The organism is Flavihumibacter stibioxidans (assembly GCF_014332695.1).
Classification (GTDB): Bacteria; Bacteroidota; Bacteroidia; order Chitinophagales; family Chitinophagaceae; genus Flavihumibacter; species Flavihumibacter stibioxidans.
In genome coordinates, this window is record NZ_MBUA01000029.1 from 192,140 (window position 1) to 218,905 (window position 26,766).

19 protein-coding genes and 1 tRNA gene are annotated in these 26,766 nt (G+C 48.8%); 13 read left to right on the forward strand and 7 right to left on the reverse strand.

Annotation, left to right across the window (positions count from 1 at the left end):
• Positions 1 to 4 precede the first annotated feature (4 nt).
• A complete protein-coding gene (locus tag BC349_RS17710; RefSeq protein WP_187258124.1) occupies positions 5 to 1,876 on the reverse strand; it encodes an outer membrane protein assembly factor BamB family protein in 1,872 nt (623 codons plus the stop codon).
• 118 nt (positions 1,877 to 1,994) lie between these two features.
• On the opposite strand from BC349_RS17710, the gene BC349_RS17715 reads away from it, so the two are divergent.
• Together BC349_RS17715 and BC349_RS17720 are read left to right on the forward strand one after the other, a co-directional pair.
• Positions 1,995 to 3,968, forward strand: a complete 1,974-nt coding sequence (locus BC349_RS17715) for a S9 family peptidase (RefSeq protein WP_187258125.1) — start codon at positions 1,995 to 1,997, stop codon at positions 3,966 to 3,968.
• A 23-nt stretch (positions 3,969 to 3,991) separates the two neighbouring features.
• Positions 3,992 to 4,735, forward strand: a complete 744-nt coding sequence (locus BC349_RS17720) for a 3-keto-disaccharide hydrolase (protein WP_222840222.1) — start codon at positions 3,992 to 3,994, stop codon at positions 4,733 to 4,735.
• A gap of 98 nt (positions 4,736 to 4,833) precedes the next feature.
• On the opposite strand, the gene BC349_RS17725 is transcribed toward BC349_RS17720, so the two are convergent.
• The 4 genes from BC349_RS17725 to recQ all read right to left on the reverse strand — a co-directional run bounded on the left by BC349_RS17725 (position 4,834) and on the right by recQ (position 9,508).
• A complete protein-coding gene (locus tag BC349_RS17725) occupies positions 4,834 to 5,589 on the reverse strand; it encodes a PIG-L deacetylase family protein (protein ID WP_187258126.1) in 756 nt (251 codons plus the stop codon).
• A gap of 48 nt (positions 5,590 to 5,637) precedes the next feature.
• The gene (locus tag BC349_RS17730) at positions 5,638 to 6,750 is read right to left on the reverse strand and encodes a Fic family protein (protein WP_187258127.1); all 1,113 of its coding nucleotides are present in this window, start codon (positions 6,748 to 6,750) and stop codon (positions 5,638 to 5,640) included.
• 150 nt (positions 6,751 to 6,900) lie between these two features.
• Positions 6,901 to 6,973: transfer RNA gene (locus BC349_RS17735), tRNA-Phe, on the reverse strand.
• Between the two features lie 228 nt (positions 6,974 to 7,201).
• Complete coding sequence (gene recQ / locus BC349_RS17740) at positions 7,202 to 9,508, reverse strand: DNA helicase RecQ (RefSeq protein WP_187258128.1); 2,307 nt, start codon at positions 9,506 to 9,508, stop codon at positions 7,202 to 7,204.
• 209 nt (positions 9,509 to 9,717) lie between these two features.
• On the opposite strand from recQ, the gene BC349_RS17745 reads away from it, so the two are divergent.
• From BC349_RS17745 to BC349_RS17795, 11 genes are all read left to right on the forward strand, one after another.
• Positions 9,718 to 10,686: a KpsF/GutQ family sugar-phosphate isomerase gene (locus BC349_RS17745; protein ID WP_187258129.1), complete on the forward strand. Its 969-nt coding sequence runs from the start codon at positions 9,718 to 9,720 to the stop codon at positions 10,684 to 10,686.
• On the forward strand, positions 10,686 to 11,768 hold the full coding sequence (locus tag BC349_RS17750; RefSeq protein WP_187258130.1) for a mannose-1-phosphate guanylyltransferase: 1,083 nt from the start codon (positions 10,686 to 10,688) through the stop codon (positions 11,766 to 11,768). Before BC349_RS17745 ends, BC349_RS17750 begins: the two co-directional genes overlap by 1 nt.
• A 104-nt stretch (positions 11,769 to 11,872) precedes the next feature.
• Positions 11,873 to 12,262, forward strand: a complete 390-nt coding sequence (locus tag BC349_RS17755; protein ID WP_187258131.1) for a RidA family protein — start codon at positions 11,873 to 11,875, stop codon at positions 12,260 to 12,262.
• Positions 12,263 to 12,317: 55 nt separating this feature from the next.
• A complete protein-coding gene (locus tag BC349_RS17760) occupies positions 12,318 to 13,241 on the forward strand; it encodes a helix-turn-helix domain-containing protein (RefSeq protein ID WP_187258132.1) in 924 nt (307 codons plus the stop codon).
• Positions 13,242 to 13,416: 175 nt separating this feature from the next.
• The gene (locus tag BC349_RS17765) at positions 13,417 to 14,562 is read left to right on the forward strand and encodes a methionine aminotransferase (protein WP_187258133.1); all 1,146 of its coding nucleotides are present in this window, start codon (positions 13,417 to 13,419) and stop codon (positions 14,560 to 14,562) included.
• 14 nt (positions 14,563 to 14,576) lie between these two features.
• The gene (locus BC349_RS17770) at positions 14,577 to 16,358 is read left to right on the forward strand and encodes a chloride channel protein (RefSeq protein ID WP_187258134.1); all 1,782 of its coding nucleotides are present in this window, start codon (positions 14,577 to 14,579) and stop codon (positions 16,356 to 16,358) included.
• A 94-nt stretch (positions 16,359 to 16,452) separates the two neighbouring features.
• On the forward strand, positions 16,453 to 17,163 hold the full coding sequence (locus BC349_RS17775; protein ID WP_343063784.1) for a response regulator transcription factor: 711 nt from the start codon (positions 16,453 to 16,455) through the stop codon (positions 17,161 to 17,163).
• A 1-nt stretch (position 17,164) separates the two neighbouring features.
• Positions 17,165 to 18,547, forward strand: coding sequence for an ATP-binding protein (locus tag BC349_RS20200; RefSeq protein WP_187258135.1), 1,383 nt, complete (start codon positions 17,165 to 17,167; stop codon positions 18,545 to 18,547).
• Positions 18,548 to 18,667: 120 nt separating this feature from the next.
• Positions 18,668 to 20,047 (forward strand): HAD-IB family phosphatase, encoded by a 1,380-nt coding sequence (locus BC349_RS17785; protein ID WP_187258136.1) that lies wholly within the window; start codon positions 18,668 to 18,670, stop codon positions 20,045 to 20,047.
• A gap of 9 nt (positions 20,048 to 20,056) precedes the next feature.
• A complete protein-coding gene (locus BC349_RS17790) occupies positions 20,057 to 20,896 on the forward strand; it encodes a universal stress protein (protein WP_187258137.1) in 840 nt (279 codons plus the stop codon).
• 18 nt (positions 20,897 to 20,914) lie between these two features.
• Positions 20,915 to 22,516 (forward strand): tetratricopeptide repeat protein, encoded by a 1,602-nt coding sequence (locus BC349_RS17795; protein WP_187258138.1) that lies wholly within the window; start codon positions 20,915 to 20,917, stop codon positions 22,514 to 22,516.
• A gap of 100 nt (positions 22,517 to 22,616) precedes the next feature.
• On the opposite strand, the gene BC349_RS17800 is transcribed toward BC349_RS17795, so the two are convergent.
• Positions 22,617 to 23,861, reverse strand: coding sequence for a chromate transporter (locus BC349_RS17800; protein WP_187258139.1), 1,245 nt, complete (start codon positions 23,859 to 23,861; stop codon positions 22,617 to 22,619).
• A 43-nt stretch (positions 23,862 to 23,904) separates the two neighbouring features.
• Entirely contained in the window at positions 23,905 to 26,763 is a 2,859-nt protein-coding gene (locus BC349_RS17805) for a PD-(D/E)XK nuclease family protein (RefSeq protein ID WP_187258140.1), read from the reverse strand.
• Between the last annotated feature and the right edge of the window lie 3 nt (positions 26,764 to 26,766).

Here is a 26,766-nt window from a genome sequence, read left to right on the forward strand (position 1 = left end):
GCACTCACCATTCCAGCATAGCCACCAGGCCATCCATCGTGGAGGCCAGGAGTTTATTCTTTCCCGCAGGCAGCAGGGAGGTCACCAGGCAATTGGTCAGTTTTCTTTTCCAGATCAGGGCACCGGTATTTTTATCCAGGGCCACAACCAGTCCACTATGGAAGGGAACAAAAACAACGTTATTATATTCAACGATCGGCGTGGGTGCAATTTCAAATCCTTCGGCCACAGGTGCCTGCCAACGGACCCGGCGGGATTCCGAAGCGGCATCGATGGCCAGAACCCTTCCCTGCGTGGTTTTTACGAAAACCAGGCTGCTGTCGCGACTGATACCCATGGATTCGCGCACCCAATGGGTTTTATCCTGGTGGCGCCAGATTTCGCGGCCGGTTGCAGGATCAAGGGCAGTCATAAAACGGTCGGGAGCCACAATAAACAGTTTGCCGGCGGCGATTTCAGGCCACACGGCGGCCGGGGCCAGCATGCGGCTTTTGCTGCCATTGCCCCATTTCCAGGCCAGCTTTCCGGTGGCTGTTTCAAGCGCATAAAATTCGTTGCCCCAGGAACCGAAATACAGGAAGCCATCTTTCACCAGGGGCCTCGTCTCTACAAAATTATTTACGCTGTCAAAATCCCAGATGAGCCTGCGTTGTCCCAGGTGCCAGGCCCTGCTATGGCCATCTGACCCCGCCACAAAAAGGGTATCACCGTGGATAGCCGGGGTACTCACCAGGGCGCCGTTGGTATTGAGGGAATCCTTCGGCAGGCCGGTCTTTTTATCCAGGGCTATAATGGTTCCGGAGGCCAGGGCAACCCAGAGCAGTTTGCCATGAATCACCGGGGTGGAATATATTTTACTGTTGGCCTTGTGCGTCCAGTGTTTTTTGCCTGATTTATTGTTCACTGCACTGATCGTTCCTGCGCCATCGGCATAATAGGTCATTTTGCCATCCATCGCCATACCCCCGCCCAGATCGGCAGATTCCTGGTTCATCCATTTCACCCGTACCGAAGGAAAGCTGTCGTTGACCCTGAAATCAGGCCGGGTCACGGCGGTATTCCAGGCGGGGCGGGAGGCCGGATCCCAGTTGCCGCTATACCAGGGTGCTTGCGAGGCCATGGTTGGTTTCTTCTCCCGATAGCTGATCTTTCCGTTCCCGATGGTCACGATATTGTATCCGCCGATGGAATCCCGTGCACGTAAGTTTGACCTTCCCATGATTCCTGTCACCCCTTCGATGTCCAGCAACTTGTTGGAATGCCCATGTCCGCACATAAAGAGTTTTACATTGTAACCACGCAACATATCCAGCACCACATACCAGTTGTTGAGTCCGGGGTCCTGCGGATAGTGGTTCACGTAAACGATGGGTGCATCCTTACCAATGGTTTTCAGTTGCTGCTCCAGCCACACGATGTTTTCGCGTGGTGTCTGCCCGGGTCCCATCCGCATATTCGGTCCCGAATTGGTGCCCAGGAACCAGGTGCCTTTGTGCTGAAAACTGAAAGTATCGCCACCGAAAATTTTGTTGAAATCATTACAGCCGCTTTCACTCCATTTGGTGTCGTGATTCCCCGGAACAATGTACCATGGCTTGTTTAACCGGTCCAGAATCTTTTTCGCCAGTTCTATTTCCCCCTTGTTGCCGAACTCCGTTATATCACCGGTGATGATCACAAATTCTATGGTGTCATTGGTATTGATATCATACACGGTTCTTTCCAGATCCTCCTCTGCGGTTCCCACCCCGATATGTATGTCTGTTATATGGGCGAATACAACCGGACTCCCGGAAGTAACAGGCAGCTTGTCCTGGGCAAAAAGCATGGTGGGCAGCAGGACACCACTAAACAGTAACCGGCGCAATGTTTTCATAGAGACCAAGATAACCAAAGCTGTTTACCTTCCCGAAAATTCTGGCAGGTTGATCCTGTTCAACCAAACAGAACTTATCTTGATTATGTGTAGATTTAAAGACCTAAAAAACACTGCCATGAAATCAATCCTGATCGGGCTGGTCCTTTTGCTTCCCGGATTCCTAAGCGCACAGAAAAACTGGAGCCCCCGGCAAATGCTGACGCTAACAAACATTTCTTCCGCGGAGGTTTCTCCTGATGGGAAAAAAATCGTTTATACCCTCCGGGAGGCCGTGCTTGCTGCAGACCGCAGCGAGTATGTGAACCAGGTCTGGATGAGTTCCATTGATGGCAGCAACCCTGTGCAGCTCACCCGTAACGAAAAAAGCAGCAATAACCCACAGTGGAGCCCCGACAGCCGTTCCATCGCTTTTGTGTCTGCCCGCGATGGTAAAAGCAATCTCTACATTCTGCCGGTTGCCGGGGGCGAGGCGGAAAAGATTACAGATGTAAAGGGCTCTGTGTCCTCCTTCAGTTGGAGCAATGATGGAAAGATGATCGCCTACCTGACGCCGGATATCGCAACGGAGGCGGAGGAAAAAAACAAAAAGGCAAAAGACGACTGGTATTTCATGGACGAAAGCCCCAGGCAGAACCGACTGGCCATGGTTTCGCTGAACCAGAAAGACAGCAGCGGCAAATATGTTCAGAAAGTGCTGACCAAAGACAATATCAATGTGATTGCCTTTGACTGGAACCAGGACGGTTCGGCTATTGCTTACAGTTATGGCAAAACAACCAAGGTAAATGATATCATCTACAGTGATATTGCCATGATCAATATCCAGTCCGGCGATATTAAAATCATTGCCAATACCCCCGCGGGGGAGAGCAGCCCGCTGTTTAGTCCGGATGGCAAACAGCTCTGTTACCATTCCACCGAAAACCCGCACGACTGGGCGGGATCCAGGTTTGCGGTGGTGTATTCATTTGCTGATAGCAAAACCCAGCGGTTAAAATCCACACCCAATGAAGATGGTTCCATACTGGGCTGGACGGCCGATGGTAAAAATATTCTATGGTCTGAAGCCAACCGTACCCTGTCATCCATCTATGTATTATCAACCGATGGTAAATCAATTTCTGAATGGAGCAGGGGCGAAAAGAATTTCATCAGTATGCCGGGACTGAATGCCGGAAAAACGCATCTTTCTTTTCTGTTGCAGAATCCATCCAGTCTGCCTGAACTCTATGTCAGTGAACTTGCTGCTTACAGGCCGGTAAAAGTGACCAATATACAGGCGGCACACGCAGGGAAACCCCTGGGAAAAACGGAGCTGATCAAATGGAAGGGAGCTGATGGCATGGAAATCGAGGGACTGTTAACCTATCCGGTAAACTACCAGTCCGGGCAAAAAGTTCCCTTGCTCCTGAACATCCATGGCGGTCCGGCCGGCGTGTTTTCACAAACCTGTATCGCAGGCAACCAGGGCATTTATCCCATTGCCAGTTTCAGTGAAAATGGTTTTGCCGTGCTGCGCCCCAACCCTCGGGGATCTACCGCTTATGGCACTGCATTCCGCCAGGCCAACCGGGCCGACTGGGGAGGCAAGGATTATATTGACCTGATGAACGGGGTGGATGCCGTTATTAAGATGGGCATTACTGATGAGAATATGCTGGGTGTGATGGGCTGGAGTTATGGCGGATTCATGAGCAGCTGGATTGTAGGACATACCAACCGCTTCAAAGCCGCATCCATCGGGGCACCGGTGGTGGACCTCGCACACCAGAACCTTACGGATGACGTGGCCGGATTGCTGCCATCTTATTTCAAGGGTGATCCCTGGAACAACTGGGATCTCTATGATAAATATTCACCGTTGCATTATGTGCAGCATGTAAAAACCCCGGTATTGCTGCAACATGGCGAAGCCGACCAGCGGGTACCCCTGAGCAATTCCGTTATGTTCTACAATGCATTGAAGAGAAGGAATGTGCCTGTAAGGCTGCTGGTATTACCCCGCCAGCCACACGGACCGGGTGAACCCCGGATGGTGCTGAAGACCCAGCAAAGCAATCTGGAATGGATGGAAAGTAAATTGAAATAACCAACTAATAAAAACAATTCTCCATGCTCAGGAGCCGTCATCTGGTGTTAGTTTGTGTAACATTATTTGTTTCATCGATTCTCATATCCTGTGCGGAAAAAAAATCAGGACCAAACACCCTGACCGAAGCGGAGGAAGAGCAGGGGTGGGAATTACTGTTTGATGGGGAAAGCACCAAAGGCTGGCATGTGTACAATGAAGGGGCGGTTCCATCGGTATGGGTGGTGAAAGACGGGGCGCTGGTTTGCGATCCGGAAGTGGAAGAAGGCAGTCGGGGTGACCTGGTGAGTGATAAATCTTATACGGATTTTGATTTTAAGTTCGACTGGAAGATTTCCCGGGCCGGCAACAGCGGGGTATTTATCAATGTACAGGAAGATACTGCTTACAAGACAGCCTGGGCCACCGGACCGGAATACCAGTTGCTCGACAATGCCAATGTTACGGACCACAACAAAAACGATTCCCTTCGCCAGGCTGGATGCCTGTACGGAATGGTTCCCCTGAAAAACAATGCAAGTCCCAGGCCCTATACTGAATGGAACGAAGGCCGCATCGTACAGCAGAACGGGAAGATTACCTTTTGGCTGAATGGTGTGGTTAGTGCGGAGGAAGACATCAACAGTTCGCGGTGGAAGGAGCTGGTGGCTGCCAGCAGTTTGGGCAAGTTTCCGGCCTTTGGTAAATCGACCAGTGGCCGGCTGGCCTTGCAGGATTGGGCCAGGGGCGTAAGTTTCAGGAACCTGAAGATCAGGGAGTTGAAATAAAGTTGTTGGAGTGCCGGGGTACGGGAGAGGAGCGGCGGAACTCCTTAGGGAAAACCGTGGCCTTGCGTTTAAAAATCTGCCGGTGAAAGCGCTGTATTTTAAATGCTGAAGCCTCCCTGCGAACTCCCGTTCATTTTCACAAATCCTTCTGCCGCTTTTACGCCCAGTTCCCTTCCCCTGAACATTTCCATATCGGCATGGCCGCAATTGTAGATTCCAGGCGGATCCTGGCTGGTATGGCAGTATATGGCTTTCTTTTTTTGTTCCTGTGTATCACTGATGTCAACATAATCTGTGGGATGAAAGATCATGGTCTGTTCGCCCGTGCACACTTCGAAAAAGTACAATAAGAATTTTTTCTCTGCGCGCACCCATGTTTGAATAGTCAATAAACCGGCGCATTGGTGGTCTTTGTGTGAATCAACCGGCCAGTGGGTAAAAACAATATCGGGAGATTCATGGTTAATCAATGCCTGCAACTTGTTTAACCATTCATTGTTCACCATCGTATTTCCATCTACCTGTCCGGCAAACACAGGTTTTGCATTTAGTATTTTACAAGCATTGATTGCTTCCTGTTTTCTTATGGCAGCGGCTTCGGCATGGCTTTTACCGGGAATGCCGGCTTCACCTGTAGTCAGATATATAATCGTAATGCTATGACCTGCCTTTGCCAGTTTGGCAAGTGTGCCACCACAACCACTCTCCGGATCATCGGGATGGCCGCCCACGCAAACAATTTTCCTTTTTTCATTGGTTCCTGCAGGCCGGGCATTCAATAAAGAAGGCAATGAAAGCATAGCGGTTGCGGCAAGGCCTTGCTGTAAAAATTCACGGCGGTTTTTAGATGACATGAGACGGATTTTCAGTTTTGAATAATTGTTTTCAAATGGCTTTACCATTTACAAGTTCACATTGTAGCTGGTACTGCGGCCCCCTGCCTTTCCAGCCAGCACAAAAGCACTTATTTCCAGCAGATGCTGCATGTCCCTTGTTGCCGTGGCCTTGGAGGTTTTGGTTAAGCTTATATACTTCCTGGCATTCATCCCGCCTACAAAGCCATTTGGCCCTTCTTCAAGCATTCGCTTTATCACAATTAGCTGCCGCTCGTTCAACTGACTCTTAAAACGATCAAAAAAACGAGTTTTCTTAAGCGTAAAATCTATTTGTGTTTCGGCTTCTATCTGGGCTTCCAGTGTTGCAGAAACAAAGTATTCCACCCATGGGGTGACCTCATTTGATCGCTGGGCATTCTCAAGTGATTTATAATATAGCTCCTTTGGGGCTTCAATAGTTCTGGACAGACTTAACACAACCGGCCTTCCAATCGTTTGTGACAGAGCCTTCTCTGCAACCGCACGTCCAATTCTTCCATTACCATCTTCAAATGGGTGTATAGATTCAAAATAAAGGTGCGCCAATGCAGCTCTTACAGGTGCTCTTTTTATTTCATTTGCCCCCCCTGGCGCAGTTGCATTAAACCAATCAATGAATTTTTCCATTTCCGTTGGGACTTGCGATGAAGGCGGCGCTTCAAAATGAATTTTTTCTTTGCCTATGGCACCCGAGATCACTTGCATAGGATCTTCGTGGGTTCGCCATTGACCCACTTCTATGCGCTTGCTTTGGCCCATCAGCATTCTATGCCATTCAAAGAGCTTTTCTTCTGTCAGTGCTTTTTCAAATGTATTTCGCACGTCAATCATCAATTCGCCAAGACCAAGGGCAGATTTATCTTTTATATGCTCTGAAGCTGTATGAAGACCCAGGTTCTTTCTGATTGAGGAAAGAACGTCTTTCCGGTTTGGAAATTCACCTTCGATCTCCGAAGTTTTAATAGCTTCTGCCAGAATGATATCCACTATAACATCTTGCCTCGTGTCTTCTGGCAATGCCTCAATGATGCCAGAAACCCGCCCCACCTTTTCCGAAAAGGTGAGTAACGCGTCCTCCACTCCCTGAAGGGAGTAGCTAAACAAGGGCCAGTCTGGCTGCTGCCAATTATATGGAGTCATGAGCCGAATGGATCGGTTAATTGGCTCAAATATAGTAAAATAATGAGCCGAATAATTAAATTATTCGGCTCATTATTTAAGATTATAAACTTTTTGTCCCAAAGAAAAAGCAGTTACAGATTTTACTCCGTAACTGCTTCATTTTAACTGTGGTGTGGGCCGGAATCGAACCGGCGACACAAGGATTTTCAGTCCTTTGCTCTACCAACTGAGCTACCGCACCTTTCTGATTGCTGTGATTCTGGAGGGCTGATTTTTAACGGGACCAGCGGCCATTATCTCTCAATCGGGACGCAAAAATAGGGGGATTTCAACAAATATCCCAAGTTTATCAACATTTTTTTCTTGGCGTTGGTTCACCCGTCGGGTGGCACCCGACGGGTGAAGGGTCCGACTCCCGTCGGGTAGCACCCGACGGGTGGGGTCAAGCACCCGACGGGTGAAGGATGAGTTACATCCCGTATTGACCGAGGAACTTGATGCGCATGATCTTGAGCTGCTCCCAGGTGTAGTTGCTGTCGGCCATCTCTTCCTGGGCTACCTGCAATGAAGAGGTTTCGCATCCCTTGAAATACTCAAGGATCTCCTCCTGGTCGTATTCATCCAGCATTTCATCAATGGCATAATCGAGATTCAGCTTGGTGCCGCTGGCGGCGATGGTCTCCATCTCCTCCAGCAGGGTATCCAGCCGCAGTTCCTTGTTCTTCGCAATGGTCTCCAGCGGAATCCGCTTATCGGTCTGCTGGATGATATATACTTTCAGCCCGCTCTTGTTCACCACACTTTTCATCACAAATTCATCGGGCTTCTCGATATTATTTTCCTCCACATATCGCGCAATCAGCTCCACAAAGGGCTTGCCATACCGCATCGCCTTGCCCTTGCTCACACCCTGGCATTTGTCCAGCTCCGCAACCGTGGTCGGATACAAAGTGGCCATATCCTGCAGGGATGTCTCCAGGAAGATCACAAAAGGCGGCAGGCCTTTTTTCTTCGCCTCTTTCTGGCGGAGTTCCTTTAACATTTCAAACAGCTTCTCATCCGTAGCGGCCGCTCCACCTCCTGTTTCGGTGCCTTCCTCGTCGTCTTCATTGGCTTCCTCAAACAGGTTGTTCATTACGATCTTGAAGCTCTTCGGCTTTTTCATAAAGGCCTCACCCGCTTTGGTGAGTTTCAGCACGCCATACTCTTCAATATCCTTGGAGAGGTATCCCGCCAGTAACAACTGCCGAACCAGCGAACTCCAATAATGGTCGGGCTGGTCCTTGCCGATGCCAAAAGAGTCCAGACCATTGTGGCGGTACATCTGGATCTGCGGGGTCAGTCGACCTATGATGATATTCACCGTATAGTCGGTGGCAAAACGTTCGTCCAGGGCCTTTACCAGTTTCAGCACTTTCACGGCATTCTCCTTTGCTTCCACCTGCTCTTTAGGATGCCTGCAGTTATCGCAGTTGCCGCAGTTTTCCACGGTCCAGTTCTCACCAAAATAACTCAGCAGGATCTTCCTGCGGCATACCCCGCTTTCGGCGTAGGCCACGGTTTCATTGATGAGCTGGGCGCCCACTTCGCGCTCGCTCAGGGGCTTGTCGCGCATCAGGTGCTCGAGCTTGGCCACGTCCTTGTGCGAATAGTACAGGATACAGTTGCCCTCCAGTCCGTCGCGACCCGCGCGGCCGGTTTCCTGGTAATAGTTTTCGATACTCTTGGGAATATTGTAGTGGATTACGAAACGCACATCGGGCTTGTCGATGCCCATGCCGAAGGCGATGGTGGCCACAATCACCTGGGTATCTTCGTTCAGGAACTTATCCTGTCGCTCGGCCCGCAGTTTGGAATCGAGTCCGGCATGGTAGGCCACCGCCTTGATGCCATTGGCTACCAGCACATCGGCCAGTTCCTCGGTGGTCTTGCGGTTGAGGGTATAAATGATTCCACTCTTGCCCTTATTCTGAACAATATATTTTACAATGCTCTTGATGGTCTGGTCCTTGCGAATCTTGGGCTGGATCTCGTAGTAGAGATTGCTGCGGTTAAAGGAGGAGATGAAGATCTCCGGATCACGCAGTCCCAGGTTCTTCACGATATCGCTCTGCACTTTAGGGGTAGCCGTGGCCGTTAGGGCAATCACGGGAACCTGTTCATTGATCTGGTCCATCATTTCGCGCAGGCGGCGGTATTCGGGGCGGAAATCATGCCCCCACTCGGAGATACAGTGGGCTTCATCCACTGCGAAAAAGGATATATTCAGGTCGCTGAAAAATTCGAGGTTCTCGGCCTTGGTGAGGGTTTCCGGCGCCACGTACAACATCTTGGTGCTTCCTTTCAGCAGGTCGTCATGTACCTCGCGGATCTCTTTTTTAGTGAGCGTGGAGTTGAGGAAATGCGCCACATCGTCCTTGCTGCTGTAGCCGCGAACCAGGTCAACCTGGTTTTTCATCAGGGCGATCAGTGGCGATACGATGATGGCTACCCCGGGCAGCATCATAGCCGGCAACTGGTAGCAAAGGCTTTTGCCGCCGCCGGTGGGCATGATCACGAAAGTATCTTTACCGGACATCAGGGTTTCGATGATCTTCTCCTGCTGTCCCTTGAACTTATTGAATCCAAAATGTTCCTGGAGGGCTTCTGTTAAAGAGCCGTTTTCTAAGGCCGGACTGGCAGTTTTTACTTTGGTTTTAGCCTTTTTAGGTGCAGCGCTCTTTTCAGTTTCCGGTTTTGCTGCGGTGGTTTTCCGGGATCTTGATGTTGTTGCCATGCTCTGTTGTTTTCAATCTCACTTAGTGCAGAACGCTCATAAGTTACCAAAAAAGAAGCAGCGGATACGCTACTTATTTGAGTGGGATCGCGAAATTACCAAAAAATAAGGGGGAAAAGCTTCGGGAATTGTTAATAAAACTGCAACTTGAGCTTTTCCGGTTAGCCTCCCGGCGTTAGGTCAAATCTCCTATTTTTGTGCCGCCTAATATGAATGCAGATCAAATACAATCTATCGCCAGGCGTACCATTGAGCTGGAAACTGCTTCGGTAGCCGGATTACAGGCCTTCCTGAACGAAGACTTTGTAAAGGCGGTGCAGGCAGTGTACGACAGCAAGGGAAGGCTGGTGGTCAGCGGCATCGGAAAAAGCGCCATCGTGGCGCAGAAGATCGTAGCCACCCTCAATTCCACCGGAACACCCGCGCTCTATATGCATGCCGCCGATGCCATCCATGGCGACCTGGGCATGGTACAGGATTCAGATGTAGTGATGATCATCAGCAAGAGTGGTGAAAGTCCGGAGATCAAAGTCCTGGTTCCCCTGATCCGCAATTTCGGCAATACACTGATTGGCATGGTTGGAAACGACCAGTCCTTCCTGGCAAAACAATCGGATATCGTCCTGAACACCACGGTGTCGAAAGAAGCCTGTCCCAATAACCTGGCGCCCACCAGCAGTACCACTGCGCAAATGGTCATGGGCGATACCCTTGCTGTTTGCCTGATGGAGCTGAGCGGATTCAACGGGCAGGATTTCGCCAAGTTTCACCCGGGCGGCAACCTGGGCAAGCGGCTCTACCTGCGGGTGCGGGACCTCTACGTACACAACCAGCGGCCGTCCATTGGTCCGGATGCCCGGCTCAAGGAAATCATCATTTCCATTTCCGGCAGCAGGCTGGGGGTAACCGCCGTGGTGGATGACCAACAGCGCGTACTGGGCGTAATAACCGATGGCGACCTGCGCCGTATGCTGGAAAAAGAAAGCAACCTGCAGTCCATACAGGCCGCCGATATCATGACCCGTAACCCGAAGCATATCGGACCGGATGAACTTGCCATCGACGCACTCGAACTCTTACGTACACATGACATCACCCAGCTGGTGGTCATTGCTCCCGATAATCAATACCTTGGCGTGCTGCATTTGCACGACTTAATAAAAGAAGGGCTTATCTAATGAATAAACATCACTATGTGGCTATTATGGCCGGCGGCATCGGAAGCCGCTTCTGGCCAATGAGCCGTACCAATTACCCGAAACAGTTCCTCGACATCCTGAATACGGGTAAAACCCTTATCCAGTGGACCTACGAGCGCTATGCCGACTTTATCCCGAAGGAAAATATTTTCGTAGTCACATCAGATGAATACGCCGGCATCGTGGCCGAACAGCTTCCCGACCTGCCGGTTGCCAACATCCTCGGTGAGCCATCCCGCAAAAATACCGCGCCCTGTATTGCCTATATCTCCTTCAAGCTGATGCAGCAGGACCCGCTGGCTTCCCTGATCGTGGCGCCATCGGACCACCTTATTCTTGATACCATCGCATTCAAAAAGGTATGCCTCGAAGCACTCAGCTTCGTGAACAAGCACAATGCCTTCATTACACTGGGCATTAAACCCACCCATCCCAATACCGGGTATGGCTATATCCAGTTTGAACAGCATGCAGTTACGGACAATGTGTTCAAGGTGAAGACCTTTACCGAAAAACCCAACCTCGACCTCGCGAAGACCTTCGTGGCAAGTGGGGAATTTTTATGGAACGCGGGCATCTTTGTCTGGCAGGTAAAGAATATCATCCAGGCATTTGAACATTTCCTGCCCGAAATGCATGAGGTGTTCGCTGCAGAAAAGGAGAAGTTCAATACAGCGGGTGAGAAGGAAGCCATTGAAGCCATCTACCCGCAGTGCACTAATATTTCCATTGACTTCGGCATCATGGAAAAGGCCAATAATGTGTACGTGATCCCATCCTCTTTCGGATGGAGCGATCTGGGAACCTGGAACAGCGCCTATGAAAACTTTGACAAGGATTATCTGGAAAACGCCGTAGCCGGGAACAATGTGGTGGTAATCGATGCAACCAAATGCATGGTGCATGTGCCCAATGACAAGCTGGTATTGCTGCAGGGGCTGGATGATTTTATCGTGGTGGACACAAAAGACGTATTATTAATCTGCCAGAAATCCAAGGAACAGGAAATCAAGGAATATGTTGCCGAGGTGAAGCGCAAAAAAGGTGAGAAATATCTGTAATCCGGCCTTACCGTTTATCCAAATTAAAAGAATGCCCCATGAATTTAACATGGGGTATTTTATTTTTACCAGTAACATTGCAAAATTACCAAAGACTTCATTTTATGACCAGATATAATTATGCATCAGGAGCACCCTGGGAAGATATTGTAGGTTACAGTCGCGCGGTAAAAGTCGGCAATATCATTGAGGTTACCGGAACCGTAGCCATCAACGAAAAAAATGAAGTAGTGGGTATAGATGATGCCTATGCCCAAACGAAGTATATCCTGGAAAAAATTTCCCGGGTGCTGCAGCAGGCCGGCGGCAGCATTAAAGACGTGGTAAGAACCAGGTTATTCGTCACCGACATCAGCCGCTGGGAAGAATACGGCAGGGCGCATGGTGATTTTTTTTCCAGCATTAAGCCCTGTACCACAATGGTGGAGGTGAGTGCCCTGATTTCGCCGGATTACCTGGTGGAAATCGAAGCAACCGCTATTTTATCCGCCTGATTTCACTTGCCCGATTTCACTTGCCATTTGAACCTTATATTGAAAAACTATACTCATGCAGAAGCAGGTCGCTTATTACGAAAACCTGATCGAATCCTTTCGGGACACAAGTGCGCTGGAACCAAGCTCGCCATATTTTGATATCCTGAAATTTGAGGAAATACCCGGACTGCTCCAGGGGGCTTCGGGTAATCCTTTCAGATTGAATGCCTTTGTGGTGGGACTTGTAACCGGCGGCAATTTCAAGCTGGGCATTTCCAATGAAGAATATGAAGTGGGTGCCGGACAGGTCTATTTCACCTCACCCTGGCATATCCGCCAATACCAGAATGTGAAGGATTGGACGGGCTATATCATGTTCTTTACACCCGAATTTATTTTTCAGTACCCCCAGGGCGAATACCTCTTCCGGGAATTCAGGTTTTTCCATACGGAGAACGGTGCGATGGTGAACGCAGATGGACCCACACATGACAACCTGAAAGTGCAGCTCGAGAAAATGTATTACCTGTTGCGCAGTGACCACCCTGAGAAAATGAAAATGTTGTTTCATTACCTCAATATTTTCCTCTATGACTGCAAGGCATCCTTCAGCCTTGATGAAGGGCAGGTTAACTCGAACAGGGATACCACGCTGAATAATTTCCTGAACTCATTGAACAATTATTTCATCGAGCTGAACAAGGGCAATATGGACAGGGCTCTGTCACTGAAATATGTGGCCAATGAACTTCATTTGCATCCCACCTACCTGAGCAACCTGCTGAAACAACAGACTGGAAAAACCGCAGCACAACTGGTAAGGGAAAGACTGGTGCTGGAAGCACAGTCGCTCCTGAAAAACACTGATATGACCGTGGCTGAAGTGGCGTACTACCTGCATTTCAAGGATAATTCCAACTTTGCCAAGTTTTTCCGTCACCAGGTGGGTATCAGCCCTTCCGACTACCGGGAGAACACAAAAGTCCTGCAGGATTAGTTTTTACCACACAAACTCTGTATGCTACCCTGTGCGGGTAGCCGGCTATAACTAACTTCAACCCGCAATCTGTGACCAACAGGTTGTAAACTGCTTCTTCATGCAGGTTTTAGGGTGGTCCTTACATAGAGTCCTTCACGGGACTCTATTTTTTTTGTGCCCTATCTTTGGCCCCATGCAGATATTACGATCTAAACTCCCCAGGGTGGGCACCACCATATTTACCACCATGAGCGGATTGGCAACCGAATACAAGGCTGTTAACCTGGGACAGGGTTTTCCTGATTTTCCCATGAACGGCAAACTGGTTGAGGCGGTTACAAAAGCCATGCAGCAGGATTTTAACCAGTACGCGCCCATGCCGGGATGGCTGCCCCTTCGCGAGGCCCTTGCAGAAAAGGCCGCAAGCCTTTACGGTGCCAGCCTGCATCCCGACACGGAGATCACCATTACTCCCGGTGGCACTTATGCGATTTATACTGCATTAACCACCATACTATCACCAGGTGATGAAGTAATTGTTCTGGAACCGGCTTACGACAGTTATGTGCCCAATATTGAAGTGAATGGCGCCATACCGGTCCTGGTCCCATTGAACGGCCATGATTTTTCGGTCAACTGGCCGGCAGTGCATGCGGCTGTTAGTCCCCGCACCAAGGCCATTATCCTCAATTCACCGCATAATCCCACCGGAGCCGTGCTTGGGGAAAGCGATATTACGGAACTCAGGAAACTCATTAGCCGGCAGGATATATTCATCATCAGTGATGAAGTATATGAGCACCTGATTTTCGATGGCAAAGTCCACCATTCCATGCTGCGCTACCCCGACCTGCTGGAAAGGAGTTTTGTATGTTTTTCCTTTGGCAAGGTTTATCATTGCACCGGTTGGAAACTCGGTTATTGCATTGCGCCGGCCGCACTGACGAAGGAATTCAGGAAGGTGCACCAGTTCAACTGTTTCAGTTGTCACACACCCTCACAGGTAGGGATAACCGAATTCCTGAAGGACAGGGAGGAATACCTGCAGCTGGGGGTTTTCCTGCAGGAAAAGCGGGACAGGTTTATAGAGCTGATGCGTCATACAGGATTCAGCCTCAGGACATCTTCCGGAAGTTATTTTATCTGTGCGGGATATGAAAAAATCTCGGATGAGCGGGACAGTGATTTTGCCATCCGCCTCACCAGGGAGGCCGGCGTGGCCACCATTCCGGTTTCAGCCTTTTACCAGGATGGGGCAGACCAGAAATTACTCAGGTTTTGTTTTGCCAAGAAGAACGAAACACTCGAACAGGCAGTTGAGAGGCTGGCATCACTTTAACTAAAACAGAAAGCATGAAAAGGCCCGTTCAGTTATACCAGGAAGTGCTGGTTTATTTCAGGCAGCGGCTGAACAGGCTGCAGTTCATGATGTATGCCGCGGTTATCACCGGATTAATTGCCGGCCTCGCCGCTGTGCTGCTTAAAACCCTGGTGCATTTTTTACAGGAATGGATCCGCCGGCCTGGAAAGGGAGAATACACCTACCTGTTCTTTCCCACGCTGGGTCTGCTGCTGGTAGTGTTTCTGGTGCACAAATTTTTTCATGGCCAACTGGAAAAAGGGGTGGGCATGGTGCTCAGGAGCATCGCCGGAAGAAGTTCTTTTATCCCTTTATCAGATAGTTACAAACATATTCTTACCAGTGCTGTAACCGTGGGACTTGGGGGCTCTGCAGGATTGGAAGCGCCTATTGTGGCAACAGGTTCAGCTATTGGTTCAAATACAGCCCGCATCCATGGGATGGAATACCGTGAAAGGAGCCTGTTGCTTGCCTGCGGTGCGGCTGCGGGTATAGCCGCCGTTTTTAATGCGCCCATTGCCGGAGTAATCTTTGCCATTGAAATATTGCTCACCGAAACCATTGTATCCTATTTTATTCCGCTGATGATCGCTGCTGTAACCGGCGCGCTTTGCTCCCGTATAATTTTGAAGGAATCCATCCTGTTTAATTTCCGCCTGCGGGAGGCCTTTGATTACCATAATGTTCCCTTTTATATTCTGCTGGGCTTTGCTGCCGGATTTGTTTCCCTTTATTATGCCCGGCTGTTCAAGAACACCGAACATATAATGCACCGGCTGAGTCCGCATCGCTATACCAGGGCCCTTTTCGCGGGGTTGCTGCTGGTAGTGTTGCTCTTTCTTTTCCCGCCCCTGTATGGCGAAGGTTATGATACCATTTCCATTCTTGCCAATGGAGATCCGCAGCGCATCCTGGAGGATTTCATTGCAAGGGACTGGTTCAACCGGTGGGGATTGCTGCTGTTCGCGGCAGCGATCATCCTTTTAAAGCCGGTGGCTGCGGGGATTACACTCGGCGGAGGAGGTAATGGTGGAAATTTTGCTCCCTCGCTTTTCGTAGGTGCCTACCTGGGATTTTTCATCTCAAGGCTTGCCAACACATCGGGATGGCTGCGCCTTCCGGAAGGCAATTTCAGCCTGGTAGGAATGGCAGGTGTGCTGAGTGGTGTAATGTATAGCCCGCTTACGGCCATCTTCCTCATCGCAGAGATTACCAATGGATATGAATTGTTCATTCCATTAATGATCGTGTCGGCCATTTCCTTTTTTATCGTGAAGCATTTTGAACCCTATTCCATGGAAACTAAACAGCTCGCCGCAGAAGGCCGAATTTTCACCCACAGAAAGGAGGACAATATCCTCAATCAACTGCAGGCACGGGATTTCCTGCAGGTGGAATATGACAGCATCGGGATCGATAACACCCTGGCAGACCTCGTGGCCATCATCAAAAGCACCAACCGCAATATTTTTGTCGTAACAGATAAGGATAACCGATTTGGTGGGATCATCGAATTGAATGATATCAAAAAACGACTGTTTGACCCCGGTGACCATACCAAAATATTTATCGGGACACTTGTCAAAAAAGCCCCGGCAACCATACAGCCAAATGAATCCATGAAAAAGGTTATGGAAAAAATGGATATCACTCAAAGTTGGTACCTGCCGGTGCTGGATGAGGAAAAAAGATTCATGGGTTTTATTTCGAGAACCGCCATTTTTGAAAAATACAGGGAAGCCCTCGCCAACCAGGGCGATTTGTACGGAAACTGAATTCCCATTTATAAAGAATCAGCATTAAAGCCTTTTTAATCGTTTTCTAATAGTTCCCGCCCGCTACAACCGGCCATTAGGCTTAATTTTACAGGTGAACCACCGCATAAGTGTCATGCATGATATCAGTATTCTGTTGGTAGAAGATGAGAAGAAAATTGCCGAAACCCTCAAAAAGGGACTGGAAGAACTTCAGTACGAGGTTGATCTCGCATATGATGGAAATGCCGGCAGGGAGATGTTTGACAACCAGTCCTATGATCTTGTGATCGCAGATATCAACCTGCCCGGAATGAATGGCTATGAACTGCTCAAACATATCCGTGGGGTAAACCAGCAGGTACCGGTATTACTGCTTACGGCACTGAGTAGTACGGAGGATAAAATAGAAGGATTCGAAACGGGTGCCGATGATTATATTGTAAAGCCATTCGACTTTGCTGAACTGGTGGTAAGAATCAGGGCTTTGTTGAAAAGAGTGCAGCTCCAGGCGCCGATGGGAAAAAGTCTCAGGGTGAACGACCTGGTGATGAACCTGGACAGCAAGGAGGTTTCAAGGGCCGGTAACCCCATCCAGTTGACCGCAAAGGAATTCCAGCTGCTGGAGTATATGATCAGGAACAAGAACCGGGTGGTATCAAGGGCCGATATTGCATTGAATGTGTGGGATATTGATTTTGATACCGGCACCAATGTAATTGATGTGTATGTAAATTTTCTTCGCAAGAAGATCGACCGGGATTATGACATGAAGTTGATCCATACCCAGGTAGGCATGGGTTATGTGCTGAAAGAAAACAGCTGATGTGACAATCCGCACTAAAATAACACTGCTATTCACAGTACTGGTAACAGCGCTGCTGCTGCTGACCGCCTATTCGGTCTATTATCTCTCCAGCATCCAGCGCAAAGCGGTTTTCAAACAGCGTTTATCCGGCCGCGCCCACAATGCAGCACAATTATTCAATATCCTGGGCGATACCAGCCAGGCATTACTGAAACGCATTGATGCCAGCAATGCCCGATTTTACAGTAACAAATCAATCCAGATCTTTTCTGTTGGCAAAACACAGCTCTACAAATTCAATTCCAGCGAAGCGGATGATTTCCAGCTGGACGAAGCGACCATCGATGAGATCATCCGGCAAAAAGAACTGTACTTTAAAATCGGTCGACGCGATGCTGTCGGTCATTATGAAAAAGGCAGCCGCCTGCCTTTCATCATTGTAATTACAGCATATGATTCCGACGGTCACCAGTGGATGAATGAACTGGAAAAGATCCTGGCCACCAGCCTGCTGGGCGGCATGGCCCTTGCCATGCTGGTGGGATACCTGTTTTCAAAACAACTGGTCAAACCCATTTCATCCATTATTGAAGAGGTAAATAATATTTCATCCCACAATCTTTCCCACCGCATCGATGCCGGCAGCGGCCAGGATGAACTGTTCCAGCTGGCCAACACATTTAACGATCTTCTGAACAGGATCCAGGAATCCTTCACCATCCAGCGTCGTTTCATCTCCAACGCATCGCATGAATTGAGCACCCCGCTGACATCCATCTCCTCGCAGCTTGAAGTGACCTTGCATAAAAACCGGTCGGAGGAAGAATACCGCAAAGTACTTTTGTCCATACAGGAAGATGTGCAGCAAATGAGACAGCTCACCAAAAGCCTGCTTGAAATCGCCAAAACAGGCCACCAGGGCAGCATTGAGCTGCATGAAGTCAGACTTGATGAAGTGCTGCTGAAGATAACCGGCGCGGTGCAGAAGCTCTCACCTGATTACCAGGTGCAACTGAATTTTGATGAACTGCCGGAAGATGAAAGCCGCTGCCTGGTTTTCGGAAATGCGGACCTCCTATACAGCGCCATCAGTAATATTGTGGAAAATGGCTGTAAATACTCGCCGGACCATACCAGCAAGGTCGCCCTTCGTTTCACCGAAAATGAATTGATCGTAGATGTGTTAAACCAGGGGGATGTCATTGCACAGGAAGAGGTTGAACACATTTTCCAGCCTTTTTACCGCAGCCCGGTAAACTCACACCAGAAAGGATTCGGGCTGGGGCTGGCCCTGGCAAAAAGGATCATCGGCCTGCACAAGGGACATATAGAGGTAAAGTCTGGTCCTGTGCAGGGCACCCTGTTCCGGATCACCCTGCCTTCTTCAGGTTCAACACAGTAAGTCCCGTGCGGCAACTAATCATTGCCTCCTTCCATCCAGCCTTTTAATTTGGTTTTAATTGCCCTTTAATCGGGTCTTAATAAGTGCATACCATATTTGATTAAATCAAATTTTGTCAATATGGTAACAGTAATCATCCCGGTGTTGAATGAGGCCGGAACTATTGGCAATGTTGTTCGCTATTGCCTGGAGCAACCCATGGTATCACAGGTGATTGTGGTGGATGACCAGTCCGCGGATGATACCGTAAAAGTTGCCACCCGTGCAGGCGCAGAAGTGGTTAGCAGTGCAGTCAGGGGAAAGGGCATTTCCATGAAGGATGGGATCCAGGCGGCAAAAAATGATTGCCTGGTATTTCTGGACGGAGACATCGATCCTTACCCGGCAGGCACCATCCAAATGTTGACGGAACCCATGCTCAACAATGAGGCTGATTTTGTGAAAGCGACATTTTCACGCAATGCAGGCCGCGTTACAGAGCTGGTGGCCAAACCCTTACTGGGTATCTTTTACCCCGGACTGGCGCATTTTTCCCAACCCCTGAGTGGAATGATTGCCGGCAGGAAAAAGTTTTTCCAGAGAATTGAATTCTTCGGTGATTACGGTGTTGACATTGGTATACTGATCGATATGTTTCTGATGCGCGCCCGGATCATGGAAGTCTGCATCGGGCATATTGAAAATAAGAGTAAGCCCTGGCATGAGCTTGGAAAGATGAGCAGGGAGGTGACTCGCGCCATCATCATCAAAGCCCTGCGCCATAAAAATGAGCTGGTGAACCTTAATGAGCTCGAGCTGGTGAATCTTATTTCCACTGAAATGAAAGCAGTGATGGAAGACCAGGTGACACAAATGCGCAAGATGGTGGTGTTCGATATGGATCACACCATTCTGAAAGGCTCTTTCATTGAAGCCTGCGCCAATAAATTCGGGTTCAGGCAGGAGCTTGATAATCTTCGGCTTCACGAAAAAGACTCAGCCACTTTCATCAAAAGGGTATCACTATTACTGCATGGCATCAGCATGGATGAACTACTGGAAACAGCTGAAGAAATTCCGATGATCGAAGACATTGGTGCCGTTGTTAAAACGCTGAAAGAACGAGGCTATATTGTGGGCATTGTGAGCGACAGTTATCACTTGGTAACCAATTATGTGAAAAATATGATCGGTGCAGATTTTTCACTCTCGAACCAGCTTGAATATTTTGAGGGAAAAGCCACAGGTGAAGTGCGCATTCCTTCCTATTTCTACCATACCGAAGAAAGCAGTTGCAGCCACCCCTTCTGCAAAACAAATGCATTGCGGCATCTTTCAAAAAGATATGAAATACCATTTGAAAACACCATTGCAGTGGCGGATGGAGAAAATGACCGTTGCATCCTGGAACAGGCAGGCGTTGGAGTGGCATTCTGCACCACCAATGAACTGTTGCGTTTTGCAGCGGACAAGGAAATCAATCAACCCTCCTTTTCAGACATGTTGCAATACGCCAATTAAAACTTAGCCATGGAACATTTATTGAAACAAATTCTGGTAGTGGTGGATTTCTCCGAGACAAGCAGACTGGTATTAAATAATATTATTCCGCTGGCCAATGAATTGAAGTGTGATGTTCACCTGCTCCATGTGGTAAAACCATCGGTATGGCCGTCATTGGTGGATGCACCACATTTTATTCCGATAAAATCAGATCTTAAAGCGGAAGCCACAAACAAACTCATGAGCTGGCAAAGCCAGTTTATCCCGATGATGGATAAAGGCCGCCTGCTTTACAGTCATTGTACGGAAGGTGGGGTGGAAAAAGAAGTTCGGGATTTTACCCTGCGACATGATATTGATATGGTAATCCTGATGCAGTATCGTCGTTTTGCCTGGAGCAAGTTGTTGAACCGCATCAATATCAACCGGCTGGCCCGGAAGATCAAGTGCCCGGTACTTAATCTTCCTGCTGCTGGAAATATTCACCACATCCGGAATATAGTATTGCCGATAACCAATGTATTGCCCCTTCGTAAAATCATGTTCGCCGCCTATCTGGCACGTTACCATAATGCAAGTATCCACCTGGTATCATTGCAGGAAGAGAGTGTGCAGCAAAGTGAAACCGAAAATCCATACCTGTACAAAGCTTACCAGCTCCTGCGCGACAACACCAATTTGCGAATTGAATGCCACCCGATGTCCGGAAATAATATTGCCGGCACCACCCTGCAGTTCGCGGAAAAAGTAAACGCCGACCTGATCGTAGTACAACCAGGCAGGGAGACAGAATTGCCCGGGATGTTAAACAATATTTTTTCACGCTTTTTATTTTCAGCCTCACGCATACCCGTGATGGCAGTGTAATTCAAAACCTATATAACGATGAGAAAATTTTTAGCAGCAGGATTAACCGTAATGGCCGCTTCCGCCATGGGACAGACCATCGAAGAAGCAAAGCAACACCTTTATTATGACCGGCTGCAGAGTGCAGAACAGGTATTGCAGCAGGTCATCCAGCAAAACAATGAAGAGAAGGAAGCCTATTACTGGCTCACGGAGGTTTACCTGGAAACCGACAATGTGGCCAAGGCCAAATCATTGCTGGATCCGAATGAAGGCAGTATTGTTTCGGCGCACCCGTTAAACAGGGTGGCCTATGGAAGTATACTGTTGTCTGAAAACAAATTAACGGAAGCCCGTGCGCAATTCGAAGCAGCACTGAAAGAAACTAAAAAGAAAGATTTAGAAGTGCTGAAAGCCATTGCCAGGGCACAGGTCGAAAATACCGGCGGCGATGCCAGCTATGCACTGGCTGTACTGGCAGAAATCAAAGAGAAAAAACGTGATGCGGAAACCATTACCTTAATCGGCGATGCGCACCGCAAACTGGTACAGGGCAGTGAAGCGGCAAAGTCCTATATGGAAGCGCTGATCCTGAATGAAAAATTCGCTGAAGCGGCCTATAAACTGGGAAAAATTTATATGACCCAGCAGAATACCGATATGTTCATCAAATATTTCAACCAGGCCATTGAAAGCGATCCGAAATATGCAGCAGCTTATTATGAATTGTACTATTACTACTATTTCAGGGATGTAAACAAAGCGAAGGAATACCTTGACCTCTATATCACCCATACCGATCCTTCCATTGAACACCAGTATATGAAAACCGACCTGGCATATGCTTCTGGAAAATATCCGGAAGCGATCAGTGGTGCCAATGCCATCCTTGAACAGGAAGGGGATAAGGCAAAGCCCAGGCTCTACAAACTGCTTGCTTACAGTTATGATGGCAGTGGTGATTCCACCAGGGCATTTGATTTCCTGAACACTTATTTCGCGAAAGAGGTTGACAGCAATATTGTTGCTAAAGACTTTGACCTGAAGGCGAAACTGCTCTCAAAAATGAACCAGGATTCTCTTGCCATACTTGCATGGGAACAGGCGGTGGCAAAAGACACGGTAGCCAAATACAGGCTGGAATATATGCAGCAGGCTGCACAGTTGCAGAAGAAGAATAAAAACCGGAGTGGTGAGGCCTACTGGCTGGGCAAGATCTACCAGGCAAAGGAAGATCCCAGTAATCTTGATATCTACAACTGGGGACTTGCACATTACGCAGCAGCTGAGTTCCCGGCAGCCGATAGTGTTTTTGGGTTGTACACTTCGAAATATCCCGACCAGGTGTATGGCTTCTACTGGCGTGCCAGGAGCCGTGCCCAGATAGATACCACCATGGAGCAGGGGCTGGCCATTGCAGATTACCAAAAGGTTGCGGAGATCGCGGAGGCTGACAAAGAGAAAAACAAGAGCCTGCTGATCCAGGCCTATGGTTACCTTGGTGCCTATGAAGCCAACGTAAAAAAAGACTACACTACCGCACTGGGTTGGTTTGAAAAAATACTGGCCTTGCAACCAGAGAATTCAGATGCGCAGCGTTTCGCAGAGATTTTGAAAAAATGGGTTGCTGAGGGGAAGTGATTCTACATACTTCCCTCAAACAAGGGGGTTGGTTTTTTGGGTGTGGCCCCTTCTTTTCAGAAGGGGCATTTTTTTGTGCTGCCGGCCGGCCTGTTAAAACCTACAGGACTCCCAACCCAAGGCAGATTACCACAATCAGCGGTGAAGGAACTTTTGTATAGGTAAGGGTCAGCCAGGTACCGGCAATGACCACAAAGTTCATAATACCATGATCGGTCCATTCTGTGAGTGGGATGTCTTTCAGCATGTAGAGTGTCGAAGCCACGAGGAACCCTACCACTGTGGCATTGATCCCTTCCAAAGCACGGAAAACAATGGCATATTTTTTCAGGTTGTTCCAGACCGGGAAGAAGAAAAGCACCATCAGGGCACTGGGTAAAAAAATGGCAACGGTCCCTATAATACAGCCCGTCACCTGCCAACCCGTTCCCCTGTCACTCATGGCGATGCCACCCATATAAGTTGAGATCGAAAAAACCGGTCCCGGTATAGCTCTGACCATACCCGCCCCGGTATAAAACGCATCCCTGTCTATTCTTACCACATTAGGGTTTTTCTGCATCACCTTCTCCGATTCGGGACGAACCACAAACTGTTCGTACATCATTGCCACCAGTACCTGTCCACCTCCAAATACAATGCTTCCAAAACGATAGGTGTTCTCAAAAAGGTTGATGGGCCTGCGATTGGCCCAGTCGTTCTTACGCGCCTGTTCGGATAAGATACCCGCGGCCAGGAAAATAAAAACAAACAGCCAGATATTGGCCCATTTGATCTTCTTTGGTTTTTCTTCTCCCTGCGGAATGCGTCGGTCGCTCAGGTTGGTCACAAAACCGCCTACTACGATGAGCAGGGGAATCATCCAGGGAATTTTGAAAAAGGTAAAACTCAGGGCTGCACTCGCCACCATGATCACCCTGGTAATGGTATTGTGTACGGCCATTTTAAATGCTACCATTGACGCATATGCGAGAAAACCGATGGTCATAGGGGCGATATACATGAATACCTGGTGCTGCATTTCCCTGTTGTTGAAATAACGCAACAGGAATGAAAGGGCGCCCATCAGCAATGAAGCAGGAAGTATCCAGATGAGCAGGGTCATGACGGCAAGCGGAAGACCGCCCCGCTTATATCCTATCAAGGTCAGCACCTGCGTGGAGGATGCACCGGGCAGCATATTACAAAAGGCGTTGTAGTCGAGCAATTCCTCCTGGGAGACATCTTTTCGTTGCCTGACGAAGGTTTTCAGCATCATTCCGAAATGCCCCTGGGGTCCGCCAAAAGCAGTAAGGCTGTGTAATAAAACAGCCCTCAGGAAAGGAATATGCCGGAATAAAAGCATGTTCTAAAATATTCAATAATTATGAACAGTGCCGGAAATAAACTCAGCGCCCGCACAAGACCCGGAAGGAGCAATATTCGCACTTTTCAATTTTATCCGTCTGGTCAAATGGCACGCGCCTGTCAAAAATTTCTTCGATCACCGGTCTTAGCCGCTCAACTGTTTCGGTTATGATCTCATTCATCCGATGATGGTCCACCCCATTACCATTGGCTGACTGCTCCCGGAAGCGCCAGTCAAATTTTTCACCTTCACGGCGCATATTACGCACATCATACAGACCAGCGTTGACGGGTTTATTTATCCCGACCTGCTGTTGCATCACATAGGTATATATGATTGTTTGCAGTGCCGCCTTGTTCCGGTCCGAACTGTTCCGGTCAAAAAGCGCATCCACCGACCGGATATCTTTTTTATCGCGGCCTGTCTTGTAATCGATGATCCGGTAAACGCCATTTTTCAGGTCCACCCGGTCGATGGTTCCACCCAGCAGGACCCGCCATTCTTCCCCCCCAACCATAACCGGGAAAAACTGCTTCAGCCTGCCTTCCATGTATACTATGCGGAAAGGTGTGTAAGCCTTATCCTGCTTCAGGATCTCCTGCACATACAAACGGATCACTTCGGCAATCACCTTATAGGTTCCGGTGAATTCCACTTCATGGTTGCGGTCTCCTGCCAGTTCCTGGCCAAAAGCCTGGCCGATTGCCCATTCAGTTTTCCCGGCCATCAGGTCGATATCAGCTGGTAATATTTCCTGCTCACCCGATTTTGTTTCAGCCACGCAGAGGTATAAATATTCAATGGCCCGGTGAAGGATATTTCCCAGCATCCTGGCATCGATTTCATCCTGGAAGGATTCGGGCTCGCGGATCTTCTGCACATGCTGGAAATAAAATTTCAAGCGGCAATCTATAAAGTTATTGATGGCGGAGGGGGTGAGTGGTTGTCCAAGGTAGACGCGCAGGTTTTGCAGGATGGCCTCATCCTTTTCAATGGTGATGGCCGGTTTAGCCTGTGGATTTACCTGTAACTGTACCGATTTCCTGATGATGGGGATGGCGGTTTCATATTCAAGTTGTGTCAGGAAACGGCTCTGCTCCCCGGTTGATTTATCATCGATGGTATTGTTGTACAGGCAATACACCGATTCTGCCTTTTGCAGGAGGCGATAAAAAACATAAGCAAAGATGGCATCCTGGTTTTCCATCACACTCAGTCCATAGGCACGCCGGATACTGTCGGGAATAAAAGTAGGCGCCACGGCTTTTTTGGGAAGCACCCCTTCATTCACATTAAGCAGTATGATATGTTCGAAATCAAGTCCGCGGCTTTCCAGCAAACCCATTACCTGCAAGCCTCTCAGCGGTTCACCTTCCAGGGGTACGGAAAGGGAACGCAATACGCTGATCAGTATTTCACCGATAAAAGAGAGGCTGAGCGGATGATCGAATTGGAGGAGCAGGTCTTCCAGGCGGTTTAACTGGTAATAGGTTGCAGTAAGCAGCTGGGCTTCCAGGGTTCCCACCACGCTTTCTGTTGATTCGGTGGCCTGGTGTTCCAATACATGCCGGATCATTTGAATCAGCTCAATTGGTTTTTCCAAAGGCCGAAGAATCATCTTCAGTCTTTTTTCTTCAATGGACGCCCATTTTTCAGCGGGTATGGAAACAATGCTTTTCTCATTGATCTCTGTCGCCAGGCGGATGGCATCAGTGACTTCATACAGGTAGGGATGTTGCAATAACTGCAGCAGGGGCTGGTAATAAATCCTTTTGCCGCCATGCCTGGCAAGTGATTCCTGCACCCTCACAATGGTTTGCACCAGGGAAAATACGGGCGACTGTGCCAGGCCATATCCCATGGTGATGTTCACATAAGGCAGGTCAGAAGGCATGGCATGCAATACCGGCATCAACTGGTTTTCATCCGCCAGGAATACCGCTACTTTTTCGGGGTGCTCCATTACAGCCGGGATATCTTTCAGTAATTCGGGCAGAACCCTTACCTGTGCAGCATTTCCTTCTGCCGAGATAATATGGATGGGGCGATCGGAACGATTGATGGCATTTCCGGTTTCGAGTTCATTTCCAAAGAGGGCGATATTTCTTCTCAGGAACAATCCGGCCTCCTGTAATGGGTCATCGATATAATGGTGGTCTGTGTCGAAATAGAAAATAGCCCTGCCGCTTTCTTTCCAACGTGTAAAGAGCTGGAGTTCGGCGCGGTTCAATGCATTGAACCCGATGAACACCACTTTATCATAGTAATCCATGAAACCGGCATTGTCCTGTGTGTCGTTTACAAGGTTACGGTACAGGATGCCGGTGGTGGTCAGGTTTTTGTCTTCCAGCAAAACCCTGAAGCGCTCAAATATGGCCGGAAGTTTTTGCCAGAGCTGCAGGAATTTTTCTTTCTGCAGGCTGAGTCTTTCCACAGAAAAGTTATTCCAGAATCGTGTCAGAAAATCCTTCTGCTCTTCGGTCAGGTAATCGAATCCCTGTTCAATGGCTGCCAGGTCGGCCATATTGGTGTACACATCAGCAATGGCCACTGCATTGGATTCCAGTTCGGTGAAGTCGTTGAGCAGGATCTCACCAAGTGAATAAAATCTTTCATAGGTGGAAATATTGGTTTCGCCACCCTGCAGCATCACTTCACTATATGCTTCATAGAGGAGAAAGGACAGGTAGAGGCGGTCAGCTGACAGCCTGTTGCCGGACAACTGGATAAATTCATGGATGGTGAAGAGGTCGGGGCTCCAGATCGGTTTCGTTATCAGTGCACCCAGGTGCTGCCGGAAAAATACCGAAGGCCTTTTATTCGGAAAAACCAGTGCCAGGTTAGACAGCTCATTTCCATACTTTTTATACAGGCTCTCTGCTACTTCTTGTAAAAACATGTC

What these genes read in the sequence shown, in the direction of transcription:
- BC349_RS17720 (WP_222840222.1), top strand. Translation starts at nt 3,992, where the DNA reads ATGCTCAGGAGCCGTCATCTGGTGTTAGTTTGTGTAACATTATTTGTT.
- BC349_RS17750 (WP_187258130.1), top strand. Translation starts at nt 10,686, where the DNA reads ATGAATAAACATCACTATGTGGCTATTATGGCCGGCGGCATCGGAAGC.
- BC349_RS17765 (WP_187258133.1), top strand. Translation starts at nt 13,417, where the DNA reads ATGCAGATATTACGATCTAAACTCCCCAGGGTGGGCACCACCATATTT.
- recQ (WP_187258128.1), bottom strand. Translation starts at nt 9,508, where the DNA reads ATGGCAACAACATCAAGATCCCGGAAAACCACCGCAGCAAAACCGGAA.
- BC349_RS17730 (WP_187258127.1), bottom strand. Translation starts at nt 6,750, where the DNA reads ATGACTCCATATAATTGGCAGCAGCCAGACTGGCCCTTGTTTAGCTAC.
- BC349_RS17785 (WP_187258136.1), top strand. Translation starts at nt 18,668, where the DNA reads ATGGTAACAGTAATCATCCCGGTGTTGAATGAGGCCGGAACTATTGGC.
- BC349_RS17800 (WP_187258139.1), bottom strand. Translation starts at nt 23,861, where the DNA reads ATGCTTTTATTCCGGCATATTCCTTTCCTGAGGGCTGTTTTATTACAC.
- BC349_RS17715 (WP_187258125.1), top strand. Translation starts at nt 1,995, where the DNA reads ATGAAATCAATCCTGATCGGGCTGGTCCTTTTGCTTCCCGGATTCCTA.
- BC349_RS17805 (WP_187258140.1), bottom strand. Translation starts at nt 26,763, where the DNA reads ATGTTTTTACAAGAAGTAGCAGAGAGCCTGTATAAAAAGTATGGAAAT.
- BC349_RS17710 (WP_187258124.1), bottom strand. Translation starts at nt 1,876, where the DNA reads ATGAAAACATTGCGCCGGTTACTGTTTAGTGGTGTCCTGCTGCCCACC.
- BC349_RS17745 (WP_187258129.1), top strand. Translation starts at nt 9,718, where the DNA reads ATGAATGCAGATCAAATACAATCTATCGCCAGGCGTACCATTGAGCTG.
- BC349_RS17795 (WP_187258138.1), top strand. Translation starts at nt 20,915, where the DNA reads ATGAGAAAATTTTTAGCAGCAGGATTAACCGTAATGGCCGCTTCCGCC.
- BC349_RS17760 (WP_187258132.1), top strand. Translation starts at nt 12,318, where the DNA reads ATGCAGAAGCAGGTCGCTTATTACGAAAACCTGATCGAATCCTTTCGG.
- BC349_RS17790 (WP_187258137.1), top strand. Translation starts at nt 20,057, where the DNA reads ATGGAACATTTATTGAAACAAATTCTGGTAGTGGTGGATTTCTCCGAG.
- BC349_RS17770 (WP_187258134.1), top strand. Translation starts at nt 14,577, where the DNA reads ATGAAAAGGCCCGTTCAGTTATACCAGGAAGTGCTGGTTTATTTCAGG.
- BC349_RS17755 (WP_187258131.1), top strand. Translation starts at nt 11,873, where the DNA reads ATGACCAGATATAATTATGCATCAGGAGCACCCTGGGAAGATATTGTA.
- BC349_RS17725 (WP_187258126.1), bottom strand. Translation starts at nt 5,589, where the DNA reads ATGTCATCTAAAAACCGCCGTGAATTTTTACAGCAAGGCCTTGCCGCA.